13 protein-coding genes are annotated in these 13,378 nt (G+C 30.9%); 12 read left to right on the top strand and 1 reads right to left on the bottom strand.

Annotated features, from left to right (window positions below; translation table 11 throughout):
* Positions 1-19: 19 nt before the first annotated feature.
* From WBG30_RS02915 to WBG30_RS02875, 9 genes are all read left to right on the top strand, one after another.
* Positions 20-1,537 (top strand): ABC transporter ATP-binding protein, encoded by a 1,518-nt coding sequence (locus tag WBG30_RS02915; protein WP_424503149.1) that lies wholly within the window; start codon positions 20-22, stop codon positions 1,535-1,537.
* Positions 1,537-2,589: an ABC transporter permease gene (locus WBG30_RS02910; RefSeq protein WP_424503148.1), complete on the top strand. Its 1,053-nt coding sequence runs from the start codon at positions 1,537-1,539 to the stop codon at positions 2,587-2,589. Before WBG30_RS02915 ends, WBG30_RS02910 begins: the two co-directional genes overlap by 1 nt.
* On the top strand, positions 2,589-3,467 hold the full coding sequence (locus tag WBG30_RS02905; RefSeq protein WP_424503147.1) for an ABC transporter permease: 879 nt from the start codon (positions 2,589-2,591) through the stop codon (positions 3,465-3,467). Before WBG30_RS02910 ends, WBG30_RS02905 begins: the two co-directional genes overlap by 1 nt.
* Before the next feature lie 207 nt (positions 3,468-3,674).
* Positions 3,675-4,475: a hypothetical protein gene (locus tag WBG30_RS02900; protein WP_424503146.1), complete on the top strand. Its 801-nt coding sequence runs from the start codon at positions 3,675-3,677 to the stop codon at positions 4,473-4,475.
* Positions 4,476-4,486: 11 nt separating this feature from the next.
* On the top strand, positions 4,487-4,732 hold the full coding sequence (locus WBG30_RS02895; protein WP_424503145.1) for a hypothetical protein: 246 nt from the start codon (positions 4,487-4,489) through the stop codon (positions 4,730-4,732).
* A gap of 122 nt (positions 4,733-4,854) precedes the next feature.
* Complete coding sequence (locus WBG30_RS02890; protein ID WP_424503144.1) at positions 4,855-5,715, top strand: radical SAM protein; 861 nt, start codon at positions 4,855-4,857, stop codon at positions 5,713-5,715.
* Between the two features lie 276 nt (positions 5,716-5,991).
* Positions 5,992-6,312 carry a DUF3870 domain-containing protein gene (locus WBG30_RS02885; RefSeq protein WP_424503143.1) on the top strand — a complete coding sequence of 107 codons (321 nt, stop codon included), beginning with the start codon at positions 5,992-5,994 and terminating at the stop codon, positions 6,310-6,312.
* 69 nt (positions 6,313-6,381) lie between these two features.
* Positions 6,382-7,212 (top strand): glutamate racemase, encoded by an 831-nt coding sequence (gene murI / locus WBG30_RS02880; RefSeq protein WP_424503142.1) that lies wholly within the window; start codon positions 6,382-6,384, stop codon positions 7,210-7,212.
* Positions 7,213-7,408: 196 nt separating this feature from the next.
* Positions 7,409-7,996 (top strand): outer membrane beta-barrel protein, encoded by a 588-nt coding sequence (locus WBG30_RS02875; protein WP_424503141.1) that lies wholly within the window; start codon positions 7,409-7,411, stop codon positions 7,994-7,996.
* A gap of 62 nt (positions 7,997-8,058) precedes the next feature.
* On the opposite strand, the gene WBG30_RS02870 is transcribed toward WBG30_RS02875, so the two are convergent.
* Positions 8,059-8,610 (bottom strand): ferritin family protein, encoded by a 552-nt coding sequence (locus WBG30_RS02870; RefSeq protein ID WP_424503140.1) that lies wholly within the window; start codon positions 8,608-8,610, stop codon positions 8,059-8,061.
* Between the two features lie 409 nt (positions 8,611-9,019).
* Between WBG30_RS02870 and WBG30_RS02865 the strand changes: the two genes are divergently transcribed.
* The 3 genes from WBG30_RS02865 to WBG30_RS02855 all read left to right on the top strand — a co-directional run bounded on the left by WBG30_RS02865 (position 9,020) and on the right by WBG30_RS02855 (position 13,355).
* Positions 9,020-11,812 (top strand): heavy metal translocating P-type ATPase, encoded by a 2,793-nt coding sequence (locus tag WBG30_RS02865; protein WP_424503139.1) that lies wholly within the window; start codon positions 9,020-9,022, stop codon positions 11,810-11,812.
* Between the two features lie 426 nt (positions 11,813-12,238).
* On the top strand, positions 12,239-12,535 hold the full coding sequence (locus WBG30_RS02860; protein WP_424503138.1) for a metal-sensitive transcriptional regulator: 297 nt from the start codon (positions 12,239-12,241) through the stop codon (positions 12,533-12,535).
* Between the two features lie 232 nt (positions 12,536-12,767).
* Complete coding sequence (locus WBG30_RS02855; RefSeq protein ID WP_424503137.1) at positions 12,768-13,355, top strand: anthranilate synthase component II; 588 nt, start codon at positions 12,768-12,770, stop codon at positions 13,353-13,355.
* Positions 13,356-13,378: the final 23 nt, after the last annotated feature.

Below are 13,378 nucleotides of genomic sequence, written 5' to 3'. Positions count from 1 at the left end.
GGGGTCTAGGAGGATCAGAGTGACAAACTATATTTTAGAAATGAAAAATATGAGAAAAACTTTTTTAGGCGGAAAAGTCGTAGCAAATGATGATATCACTTTAAACATAGTTGAGGGAGAAAAACATGCTATTGTAGGAGAAAATGGTGCTGGAAAATCTACATTAATGAAAATACTAAATGGACTATATACTCCTACATCAGGAACAATATCTTTAAATGGAAAAGTGACAGATATAAAAGGTCCTGGAGAAGCAGCTAAATTAGGAATAGGGATGGTGTACCAACATTTCATGTTAGTGCCTACCTTAACAGTTGCAGAAAATATGATATTAGGTGTAGAGCCTACTAAGGGGATGAACCTCGACATAAATAAGGCTCGTGAAGATGTAAAGAGAGTATCTAAAAAATATGGTTTAGCAATAGATCCAGATGCTATAATATCAGATCTTTCAGTTGGTATCCAGCAAAGAGTAGAGATCTTAAAGATATTATTTAAGGGAGCTAACTTACTTATATTTGATGAACCAACAGCGGTATTAATTCCTCAAGAGGTAAAAGAATTATATAAGATAATGGATAACCTTATTGAAGAGGGTAAGACTATTATATTTATTTCTCATAAACTCCAAGAAGTATTAGATATTTCAGATAATATAACAGTAATCAGAAGGGGAAAAGATGTAGCTAATTTCGAAACTAAAGATGCTACAAAGCAAAAAATTGCAAATGCCATGGTAGGTAGACCAGTTTTATTTACTACTGAAAAACCAGAAGTTACTATTGGTGAAAAAATAGTTGAGGTCAAAGATTTAAATGTAAAAAATAACAAAGGATTACTGGCAGTAAAAAAGGTATCTTTTGATATAAAAGCAGGAGAGGTATTTGGGATCGCAGGCGTAGAAGGATCAGGGCAATCTGAACTTGTAGAAGCTATGACAGGATTAAGAAAGGTCGAATCTGGAATATTTACTCTAAATGGTGAGGATTTGGCAGGAAAAACTCCTAGACATATTACATTAGCTGGATTAGCTCATGTACCAGAAGATAGACATACAAGAGCGGCAGTATCAGAATTTTCAGTTAGGGATACATTTGCTTTTGGAGTACATAGAGAAAAATTTACAAAAAATAAGATATTATTAGATGTAGAAAAATTAGAAAAAGAAGCAGAATTTTTTATGGAAGCTCATGATATAAGACCTAGAGGAACAAAAACAGCCTTTGGAAAATTATCAGGTGGTAACCAACAAAAGATAATTGTAGCTAGAGAATTGGAGAAAAAACATGATTTCATTATAGCTTCTCAGCCTACAAGGGGAGTAGATATTGGTGCTATTGAAGCAATCCATAAGTTGATCTTGGAAGAAAAGAAAACTGGGAAAGCAGTAATGGTGGTATCAGCAGAATTGTCTGAAATCTTAAACTTAAGTGACAGAATAGCAGTTATGTGTGGTGGAGAGGTTACAGGAATTTTAGACAGAGAAGACGCTACTGAAGAAAAGATCGGAATCTTAATGGCTGGAGGGAAGTTATAATGAATAGAAAATTACAAGGGTTATTAGTTCCTATCTTAGCAGTGTTCTTAGCGCTACTTTTAGGAGCAGGAATAATCGCTTATTTAGGAGAAAATCCGTTAACAGCATATTACTATCTGTTTACAGGAGCTTTTGATGGTCGTAGAGCCATTGCGAGAACACTCTTAGAAGCAACACCTATGATATTTACAGGGTTATCTGTTTTGGTAGCTTTTAAAACAGGGTTATTTAATATCGGTGCTCAAGGTCAAGTTGTAATGGGTGGATTAGCAGCAGCAGCAGTAGGAGCTTTTGTACATAATAGTGGAATAAATAATGTATTCGTAGTACTCATCATAGCAGCAGCAGCAGGTTTTGCTTGGGCAGGAATTGCAGGGTGGTTAAAGGCAAAGTTAGGAGTACATGAAGTAATATCTACTATCATGTTAAATTATATAGCTTTAAATTTTGAACAATATGGATTAAATTATCCATTGAAAGCTGGTGGACCTATGGGACCAAGTCCACAAACTCCTCCAGTATTTGAAAGTAGTAGATTAGCTATGTTAATGCCAGATACGAAAGTAGCACTTAACGTAGGATTTATTATAGCAGTAATAGCTGTTATACTTATTTGGTTTATGTTTGAAAAGACTATCACTGGATATGAGATCAAAGCTGTGGGACTCAATCCTTTAGCTTCTGAAAATGCAGGAATAAATGTAAAATGGAGAATATTACTTGCCATGGGAATAGCAGGGTCATTATCTGGATTAGCAGGTGCTGAAAGAATCCTTGGTGGAGTAGGACAATATACATATAGACAAGGAATCATGGGAAGTTATGGTTTTGATGGTATCGCAGTAGCATTACTTGGTAAGAACTCACCAATAGGAGCACTATTTGCAGCTATATTATTTGCAGCACTTAGAACTGGAGGTAGGTCTATGCAATTTAATACATCTATCCCAAGTCAAATTATAATAATTATTCAAGCTATCATAATATTACTAATTGCAGCAGAGAATATGTTTCATACAATACTAGATAAAAAAAAGAAGGTGAGTAACTAATGTCTATCTTTATAAGTTTAATCTTAGCTACAATTAGACAAGCAGCTCCTATATTAATTACAGCAATTGGGGGAATGTTCTCTGAACTTACAGGTGTTGTAAATATAGGATTAGAGGGAATGATGTTGATGGGTGCTTTTTCAGCAGCAGTAACTTCATATTATACAGGAAATCCATATGTTGGAATTCTTGGTGGAATGTTGGCCGGTGGAATCATGGCATTACTTCATGCAATCCTTAGTATTAAATACAAGGGAAACCAAGTAGTATCAGGTGTAGCAATTAACTTGTTCGCATCTGGATTTACAGTGTTTATGTTAAGAGTATTATTTAATCAATCTGGAAATACTCCTACAGTACCTAAAACAGCGACATTCTTTGGGATGTCTATAATAGTATTTATTATCTATGCAATTGCTTTTGCTTCGCACTGGTTTATTTATAAAACAGTATGGGGTCTTAGAATGAGAGCTGTTGGAGAACATCCATTAGCAGCAGATACAGTAGGTATCAATGTATTAAATGTAAGATATTTTGGAGTGATCATGTCAGGGCTGTTAGCTGGTCTTGGAGGAGCTTACTTATCTATTGGTGCATTATCACAATTTACTAAAGAGATGTCAGCAGGTAGAGGATTTATAGCCTTAGCAGCCTTAGTATTTGGTAAGTGGACACCAGGTGGAGTATTAGGAGCAAGTTTACTGTTTGGTTTCGCAGATGCAGGACAAACTTTAATTCAGCAATATGTAACTGGGGTACCACCTCAATTTATTCAAATGTTACCATATATCCTTACACTATTAGCCTTAGCAGGGGTAGTAGGGAAGGCAGTGGCACCAGCTAGTTCTGGGAAGCCGTATGACAAGAGTGACAGTTAAGACACTCTAGACCTCACCTCTAACTCCTCTCTTCAACGAGGAGAGGCGGACTTTTATAGAAACTGAGGTAGGATATGAGAGTTAAAATATAAAAAAAGCAGTAAATCTAATTGGATTTACTGCTTTTTTAGTTACAGTATTAAAAGGATTTTAAGTATTTGCGGGGTAGAAATAATTGTGTTGAATAATATAGAAGGGGGTAGAATTTTGGAGTTAATAAATGATTTAAAAAAAGAAGTGGATATATTTAATAGATATCGGAAAAAATATAAATTATTTGGTGGGTTTGTTTTTATATTTGTATTTATGTTTATAATAAAATTAATTTTAAATATATCTTTAAACTACTCAAATGAAACATTAGATATGTTTTATAATGTTTTATTAGGATCATCAATGAGTGCATTATTTTATTATTGGATTGAATATAAAAGAAAGTATGTGATTATTGAAAAAAATAAAGAAAAAATATTGGAAGAATTAAAAAAAATAGACAAGATGCTAGAAGAGGTTTATTACAATAAAAGACATTATGAAATAAAATGGGGTTATTATTTAGAGATTTTTGATTATTTAGAAAAAATCATAAAAATAACTTATAAATATGATTGGTTTGAAACTTCTTATGTTGAATCTCTGATGTGGATACAAATTCAAGATAATTATAAATATCTTAGGAATAAAAAAAATAAAATTGAAGAAATAAAAAAAGAAGGTGAGAGATTGTCTATAAAAGAAGATAGTGATGATCTTGATAAAAAAATGTCGCAATCAATAAAATTTGAAGAAATAAAAAAAGATATAATAAAGAATGGAAAGTTAAAGAAGAGACTTCGTGTATCGGATGAAATGCAAAAAAGAATAGAAAAAGTAACAGGAGATAAAGTACAAATAGGTGGTGGTTATAATTTTTACTATAGATATTATGAAGAGGAAATACTGATTATTAAATGTTTATTTGTAATAACAGACGAGGTTAGAGAAGTAGTAAGAAAATTAAAAATATAAGGAGGAATATTATGAATGATTCAAGTGAATTATTTAAGTTTTTAACGAATGTAAAAGTTGAGGCTTTTAGAGATGTTAAAAAGTATGGAGAAAAAGAAAAGTTATCTGAGGTATCTAAAAAGATACTAGAGATAAAAATAAATTATTATTCAGAAATAAATGATAATTTAAATAATGGAGAGCATAACATTACTGGAGAATTAATAGATCTTAGACATTCTAAATATGATTTAGAAAGAATATTAAATGAAAGTTAAAGAGTGATTTATTACTAAAAAGAGGATTAAACCAAGTAATGGGTTTAATCCCCTTTTTAGTAATAATAAATATATTTCTTTATGGTATACTAAGAGAAAATGAATGATATAGGAGGGCAATTATGCCATATGAAGGAGCAATATTTAGACCACCAAGTGAGGCTAATAGTCTAATTTTACAAGTTACCGTAGGGTGTTCTCATAATAAATGTACTTTTTGTTCTATGTATAAGGACAAATCATTTAGGATGAAGTCAAAAGAAGAAATATTTGCTGATATAGATGCTTATACCAATGATTTTTATACCAAAGCTTTTTTAGCTGATGGAGATGCAATGTTACTTCCAACCGAACTACTTATTGAGATAATCAGAAGGACTAGAAGTAAAATGCCAAATATTAAAAGAATAGGGATCTATGCTCATTCTAATAATTTGAAGACTAAATCTGTGGAGGAACTAAAGTCACTTCATTCTGAAGGATTAAATATAATCTATGTAGGAATAGAGAGTGGCAGTGATAAAATATTGAAAAAAATAAACAAGGGAATAACCACTAGTGAGATGGAAAAGCAACTGATGAAAGTTTCAGAGAGTGGAATAAAACTTTCTATAATGATTATCTCAGGATTAGGGGGGAAAGAATTGACTTATGAACACGCTATAGAGTCAGCAAAACTACTAAGTAAAGTAAAACCAAAATTTCTATCTTTACTTACTTTGATGTTAGAAGAAGGCACACCGTTTTATAACGATGTAAAGGATAATAAAATTCAGTTACTAAATCCTGAAGAGATCTTATTAGAAACAAAACTTTTGATAGGAAATCTGGACGTGAAAAAAACAATATTTCGAGTAAATCATGCTTCCAACTATCTTAGTTTAGAGGGGATATTAAATAAAGACAGAGAACGTATTTTAGAAGAGATAGACACAGCCATAGAAGATAAAAATTATATACCTGAATATTTTAGGAGGTTATGATACTTTTATTCTAGAGTCATATAACTTTGTGAAAGCTAGAAATAATTTACAAGAATATATTGTTTAATTTAAAAATTGAGATAAAAAAGTTGACAAAATCATAGATTTAAACTATTATTAATCGTAAGTGAACCAAAATGAAAAAAATTATTAAAAAAATTATATCTATTATAAAAAAGTAAGATATCTTAGAATATACGATATTAAGTTATTCGAGTCAGATTTACTTCCTCATGGGAGTAGTCTGATTTTTTTTTGAAAAATAAGGGGGATAAATTGAAGAAGAAAAATATATACGTGTCTGGGTACGGGAAAGCACATGAAAAATCAGCTATAACAAAAATATATGGAATCTTTGCTTTAGGGATGATAGTCGATCCAAATACAGATGAAATTTTAGAGGTGGAAGGATCTTTAGTTTTGGAGATAACTAAAAATTTTCTAAAGTGTCTGTTTGTAGGAGAGAAGATCACAGATGAAAAAAAAATAATTGAAAAGATTAATGATTTGTATTTTGGAGCCTCAAAAAAAGCATTTATTGTGGCATATAAAGATGCGTTGAGAAGATATAAGGAAAAAATTAAATATAATATTTAAAGGGGTTTTAATTATAAAATATAAAATGATAATTTTTATTGAGATATAATTACAGAGGAGGTAGGAGTAATGTATAAAATCGGAATCTTTGACTCAGGTGTAGGAGGATTGACAGTTCTTAAAGAAATTCAAAATGTAATTCCTTCAAATCATATAATATATTATGGGGATAATGGAAATGCTCCCTACGGAGATAAAACAGAAATAGAGATAAAAGAACTTTGTTTAATGATAGGAGATTTCCTCTATGAAAACGAAGTAGATATCATAGTGATTGCTTGTAATACAGCTACCGCAGCATCAATAAAAGAAATGAAAAAAAAATTTCCTATTCCTATCATAGGTGTAATAGAACCTGGGATAAGAGCAGCATTAGAGGTTACACAAAATAAAAATATCGGAGTGATATTAACTCCTGCAAGTGCAAAAATGGGAGCATATAAAAATGTATTTGATGTAATAGCTCCAAAAACTCACTCTCTAACTGAAATGGGATGTAAACTTATTTGCCCAATGATAGAAAATGGGTGGGAGGACCATTATGGTAATTATTTAACCGATGAAATAATCAAACTATATATAGAACAAATCCCTGAGGAAATAGATACTCTTATCTTAGGCTGTACCCACTATCCTATTGTAGAAAAGAATATAGCAAAATATTTTAAAAAAAATATAGTGAATCCTGCCAATGAAACTGTAAATGAATTGCTTAAAAAACTTTCTATGGTCAAGCCAAAAAACATGAATAATACTGATAGAAAGGTTGAATTTATAGTGAGTGGAGACAGTAAAAAGTTTCTTTGCTTTGCTGAGAAATTTTTAGGGGAAAAGATAGAAGACATATATGAGTTAGATCTATATAAAAAAGATAAAGAATTATTTTATAATGTAATATAACAACTTTTCTTTTTTAATCTCGTTTGATAAAAAACAGATATGGATTTTAGAGTATTTATTGTTATTGTTATGTATTTTGTGAAGTAAGAGTTTAAAGAGTTTAAAAATAAATTTTTTATATTATAGAATGATAAGATTGATTTAAGTCTTTTCTTGAGTTATACTTGAACTAAGATTAGAAATTAGGAGGGGAGAGATGAAGAAGTTAATGATTTTAACTATGATATTTGGGACAATGTCTACTATAGCTATGGCAGATGTAGAGGGAGGCCATGAAGGACAACTTAGTTTTATTCCTAAGATCTCTATGGGAAAAGATATTGAAAGTGGGTTTACAGATGATACTTTCAAAGGTATAAATGCTGATATATTATATGGCGCGACAAAAAACTTGGAGGTAGGTGCAAATATATCTTGGGTTCCTTATGGTTTGGATATGAAAAATACTACAGGGGTAAAAAGCTATGACGATACTTTAGATACCTTTGGGTTGATGGGTGTAATGAGATATAGTTTTAATCAACTGGATTTACTTACTCCCTATATCAGTACCAAAGGTGGATGGATATTTGGAGATGCCAAAGTAGTTTCAACAAGTAATGAAGTTTCAAAAGTTGAAGGTCAATGGGCAATAGGTGTGGCAGCAGGGATGGAATATAAAAATGTTAACTTTGAATTAGGATATCAGATAACAGAATTTAAGGAATCAACTAATCCAGGGTTTAAAAAGGGAACTACTCAAGAAAAATTAGTATATATATCTTTAGGATATAGATTTGAATAATAGTTTAAATTAAAAAAAGGAGAAAATTCAATTGAATTTTCTCCTTTTTAATATAGGATTATTTATTTTCCTTCAAAATGTCTTTCTAATAAACCTTTGAATGCTTTTCCATGTCTAGCTTCATCTTTAGCCATTTCATGTACTGTATCGTGAATAGCATCAAATCCTAATTTTTTAGCTCTCTTAGCTAATTCAAATTTACCAGATGTAGCTCCGTATTCTGCTGCTACTCTTAATCTTAAGTTTTCTTCAGATGAATCACAAACAACTTCTCCTAATAATTCAGCAAATTTAGCTGCATGTTCTGCTTCTTCAAATGCAATTCTTTTATATGCTTCAGCAACTTCAGGGTATCCTTCTCTATCTGCAACTCTTGACATTGCTAAGTACATTCCAACTTCTGTACATTCTCCTGCAAAGTTAGCTTTTAATCCTTCAATGATCTCTGCATCTCCACAAGCTAATCCTTCTCCTAATTTATGCTCAGTTGCCCACTCTTCAGTAGCACTCTCATCATAAGCTACGAATTTATCTTTACCAGCTTTACATACTGGACATACTTCAACGTTTGAATCTAAAATCTCTCCACATACTGTACATCTTACTTTTGCCATTTTAATCACTCCCTAATTTATTTTAATTTTTAAATTTGTATTGATTACAAAAATATAATAACTCGTTTACTAAATAATGTCAACAATTATTTTATAGTAATTTTGTTCTTTGAATTCGATATTTTCATGTTTTCTTCTGTCTCCTAATTTAATTATGTACATATATTAAAATATCTTACACTATAAATATACTATGATTTTTAAAAAATACCAAAAATAATACTTTTGACAATTTAAAAGTTAGATGGTAAACTTTTGATATAGGGTATGGGGGTATATTTAGAATTAAACTTTAAAGGAAATAAGAAATATATCTAAATATTATTATTATAGAATTTGTAAGTATGTGATAGCAATTAATAATTATGGATAATATATTGGGCTAAAAAGCTCTCAAGGGGTGGGGAAAATGAAGACTACAACTATAAAGTTAACAGGTTTAGGATGTGGAAAGTGTAAAAAAAAAGTAGAAGAAATAGCAAATAATATAGATGGTATCAGTAAAGGGGTAGTAGATCTAGAAGAGTCTAATCTGATTATTAACTATGAGAGTGAGATTTTAGTTGATTTTGATCATCTAAAAAAAGAGATAATAAAAGCAGGTTATGGGATTTTAGAAGGAGATAAAAATAACAACAAAGAAGTGGAGCCGTCACACATTATAGATGTTACTGAGAGCATAGAGGTTAAAAAATATCAATCTGTAATAGAAAATGAAAATTTAGTGACTGAAACTATTGAGATAGGGGGGATCACTTGTCAGGCATGTGTGAGAACCATTGAGACTAAGACAGGGAAATTAGATGGAATAGAGAAGGCCAATATAAATTTTTTAACCAGTAAATTAGAGATAACTTTTGATCCTAAGAAGGTAACTCTAGATATTATAAAGAAAACCATTGAATATGCAGGATATGAGGTTATAGAAGGAAAATTGATAGAAGATATAACACTAAAGATCGAGGGGATGACGTGTCAATCATGTGTTAGGAGTATAGAAGTAAACCTAGGTAAAGAACAGGGAGTAAATGATGTTGTAGTAAATCTAACCACAGAAAAAATGAGAATAAAATTTAATAAAAAAGAGATAAAATTATCTCAAATTATAAAAAAAGTAGAGACTTTGGGCTTTAAAGCTATAAAGGATGAAATAGATATAGATTTTGATAAGAAAAAGTTAGAACTCAAGAAAAAGTGGTATGAATTGATAGGAATGCTATTTTTTGGAGGAGTAATACTATATATAGCAATGGGATCTATGTTGGGAGCCTCACTACCTAATATTATTGATCTAGATGAAAACCCATTAAATTTTGCAATAATACAGCTATTATTTACAATACCAGTGATATATTTAGGAAGAAGATTTTATTTGATTGGATTTAAAGTTTTATTTAGAAATCCTAATATGGATAGTTTGATAGCCATTGGTACAGGAGCCGCTATATTATACAGTTTATATGGGACTTTTGAAATATATATGGGAAATATCATGATGGCACACCATCTGTATTATGAATCGGCAGTGGTAATCTTAGCCCTTATTTATTTGGGAAAATATTTAGAGGATGTAAGTAAGGGGAAAACCTCAGAAGCTATTAAAAAATTAGGAAGTTTGAGACCTAAAATGGCAGCTATCATGAAAAATGGTGAGATTATAGAGGTGGGAGTAGAAGAAGTAGAAGTAGGAGATATTGTACTAGTCAAACCTGGAGAAAAAATACCTGTAGATGGGATAGTTATAAGTGGTCAGACTAGTATAGATGAATCTATGTTGACTGGAGAAAGTTTACCTGTGAAGAAAAAGATAGGTGATAGAGTGGTAGGAGCTAGTATAAATAAAAACGGAAGTATTCAGATAGAAACAAAAGCTACAGGTGAGGATACTACCCTATCTCATATAATAAAATTAGTAGAAGATGCTCAAGGGTCAAAAGCTCCTATTGCTAGGATGGCAGATGTAATATCGGGATATTTTGTACCTGTAGTCATAGTAATTGCAATACTTTCATCTACTCTATGGTATTTAGCAGGAAAATTAGGATGGATAGAGTTAAATAATGATCCTAGTATATTTGCTCTAACTATATTTATAGCGGTACTGGTTATAGCTTGTCCATGTTCTTTAGGATTAGCTACTCCTACAGCTATCATGGTAGGAACTGGTATGGGAGCTAAAAATGGGATCCTTATAAAGGGTGGAGAGGCATTAGAAACTACCCACAAATTAGATTATATAATTTTTGATAAAACAGGAACTATCACCCTTGGAAAACCTGTAGTGACAGACATAGTAAAGACTAAGGAAAATGAAGGAATAGATAGAGAAAAATTGTTACAGCTGGCTGGATCTCTTGAGACTCATTCTGAACATCCCCTAGGAGATGCCATAGTAGAAGAAGTAAAAAATAAAGAGTTGAAACTCTTAGAAGTAAGTGGATTTAATTCAATAACAGGAATGGGGATAGTAGGAGTCGTAGAGGAAAAAACTATCTTGGTTGGAAATGAAAAATTAATGATAAAAAATAAAATAGAAGTCTTGTCTAAAAATAAAAAAAAGATAGATCAATTGGCTAAACAAGGTAAAACACCTATGATGATTGCTATAGACGATAAGTTTAGTGGGATAATAGCAGTAGCTGATCCAATTAAAGAAAGTAGTAGAAAGGCTATTCAAAATTTGAAAGACATGGGAATACAGGTAGCTATGATAACTGGCGATAATAAAAAAACAGCAGATGCCATAGGTGAACAAGTAGGGATAGATATGGTGTTATCTGAAGTCATGCCAGAAGATAAAATAAAAGAAGTAAAAAAATTACAAGAGCAGGGATATAAAGTAGGAATGGTAGGAGATGGGATAAATGACGCTCCTGCACTGGCTCAGGCAGATATAGGAATTGGAATAGCATCCGGAACAGATGTAGCGATGGAGTCAGCTGATATAGTACTTATGAAAAGTGATTTAAAGGATGTGGCTGTGGCTATAGAACTTAGTCGTGCTACCATTAAAAATATTAAGCAAAATTTATTTTGGGCATTTGGATATAATACTTTAGGGATACCAGTAGCAGCAGGGTTGCTATATATATTTGGTGGACCACTTTTAAATCCAATGATAGCTGGAGCAGCCATGGCCATGAGTTCAGTTTCTGTAGTGAGCAATGCACTCCGTTTAAAATTATTTAAAAGTAGATATTAAATTTAATTAGACTCAAAAGAGAAGAGCTAAGCTCTTCTCTTTATATAATCTTCAAAGATTTGTGGAAATCAAAAAGATTATTTTTTTGATTTGTTAATGAAACTTTCAATTTTATTTTTTAAGAAACTGCTTCTTAAGAAACGACCAAATGCATAACCTATAATGGAAATAATTAAAATTGGAATTATAACTGATAACATAAAAACCTCCTTAAAATGTTTTAAGTGTATTATATTACTTTAACAATAGAATGTCAAAATAGGAGCTATATATATAGTTTAGATTTGGGTTTAATAAAAATCTTTAAAAAAGAATACAGAATAGATTTTACTATTAATTTTAATTTTTGGATGTCACGAAGATTAAAGTTAATTATATATTAGAATAGATTAGAAATGTAAAAGAACCATAAAAGGAGGTCATAAAATGTCAACATGCTGTATAGATAAAAAGACACATCACAATGAGAAGTTAAAGAAAAAACTAAAGAATAGATTAAATAGAATAGAAGGTCAGGTAAGAGGAATAAATAAGATGGTAGAAGAGGATATATATTGCGATGATATATTAACTCAGATTTCCTCTATAAGGAGTGCTCTTAGTGGAACAGCTAACCTGTTACTAGAAGCCCATATGAAATCATGTATAATTGAACAGCTATCTGATGGGAAAACAGAAGTTATAGATGAACTATTGGTAACTATAAAGAAGATGATGAAGTAGAGGCTCTTCCTTCTTATGGTTTTTTCAATAATTATTAAAATTAAGCTTATCAAATCTTAATTTACAAATATTGACTTCGTAAAAGAAATCGAAGTAGAAATAGAGAGGAGTATCTTAGAAGACTAAGCAATTAATTTTACTTGGTCTTTTTATATTATTTAATTCCTTGATAATATTAAGAAATTAACATATAATTTTAGTAACAAAATATAAGCACCTTAGGAGAAGATTTATGATATTAATGATAGATAACTATGACTCCTTTACTTATAATCTAGTTCAGTATTTAAATGAATTAGGTGAAGAGGTAAGGGTGTATCGAAATGATAAGATAAGCTTGGATGAAATTAAAGAATTAAATCCAGAAATGATAGTTATATCTCCCGGGCCTAAAACACCAGACGAGGCAGGAATAAGCATAGAAATAATAAAAAAATTCTATAAAACTATACCTATATTGGGGATTTGTTTAGGACATCAATCTTTGATTCAGATATTAGGTGGAGAGATAATAAAAGCTGAAAAACCAGTTCATGGAAAGGTAGAAAAAATCTCTCATATAGGAGTAGGAGTTTTTAAAGATCTTAAAAATCCAATAAAGGTCACAAGGTATCATTCCCTTATAGCGGATAGAGATAAATTGCCAGAAGAGTTAATAATTACGGCTGAGACTATTGATAAGGAAATAATGGGAGTAAGACATAAAAAGTATCTTTTAGAAGGAGTTCAATTTCATCCAGAAGCTCTTTTAACAGAGTGTGGACATGAGATGCTAGCTAACTTTTTAAAAGAAGCAAAAAAGAAGAAAAAATTTAACTAAAAAAGGAATAAATCTAAAAAAGG

This window comes from Psychrilyobacter sp. (genome assembly GCF_049671765.1).
Taxonomy (GTDB): domain Bacteria; phylum Fusobacteriota; class Fusobacteriia; order Fusobacteriales; family Fusobacteriaceae; genus Psychrilyobacter.
This window is presented reverse-complemented; position numbering and strand designations above follow the sequence as displayed.

Bases quoted from the DNA above. Each gene is read 5' to 3' on its own strand.
- WBG30_RS02910 (WP_424503148.1), top strand. From the start codon at position 1,537: ATGAATAGAAAATTACAAGGGTTATTAGTTCCTATCTTAGCAGTGTTC.
- WBG30_RS02905 (WP_424503147.1), top strand. From the start codon at position 2,589: ATGTCTATCTTTATAAGTTTAATCTTAGCTACAATTAGACAAGCAGCT.
- WBG30_RS02895 (WP_424503145.1), top strand. From the start codon at position 4,487: ATGAATGATTCAAGTGAATTATTTAAGTTTTTAACGAATGTAAAAGTT.
- WBG30_RS02890 (WP_424503144.1), top strand. From the start codon at position 4,855: ATGCCATATGAAGGAGCAATATTTAGACCACCAAGTGAGGCTAATAGT.
- murI (WP_424503142.1), top strand. From the start codon at position 6,382: ATGTATAAAATCGGAATCTTTGACTCAGGTGTAGGAGGATTGACAGTT.
- WBG30_RS02875 (WP_424503141.1), top strand. From the start codon at position 7,409: ATGAAGAAGTTAATGATTTTAACTATGATATTTGGGACAATGTCTACT.
- WBG30_RS02870 (WP_424503140.1), bottom strand. From the start codon at position 8,610: ATGGCAAAAGTAAGATGTACAGTATGTGGAGAGATTTTAGATTCAAAC.
- WBG30_RS02865 (WP_424503139.1), top strand. From the start codon at position 9,020: ATGAAGACTACAACTATAAAGTTAACAGGTTTAGGATGTGGAAAGTGT.
- WBG30_RS02860 (WP_424503138.1), top strand. From the start codon at position 12,239: ATGTCAACATGCTGTATAGATAAAAAGACACATCACAATGAGAAGTTA.
- WBG30_RS02855 (WP_424503137.1), top strand. From the start codon at position 12,768: ATGATATTAATGATAGATAACTATGACTCCTTTACTTATAATCTAGTT.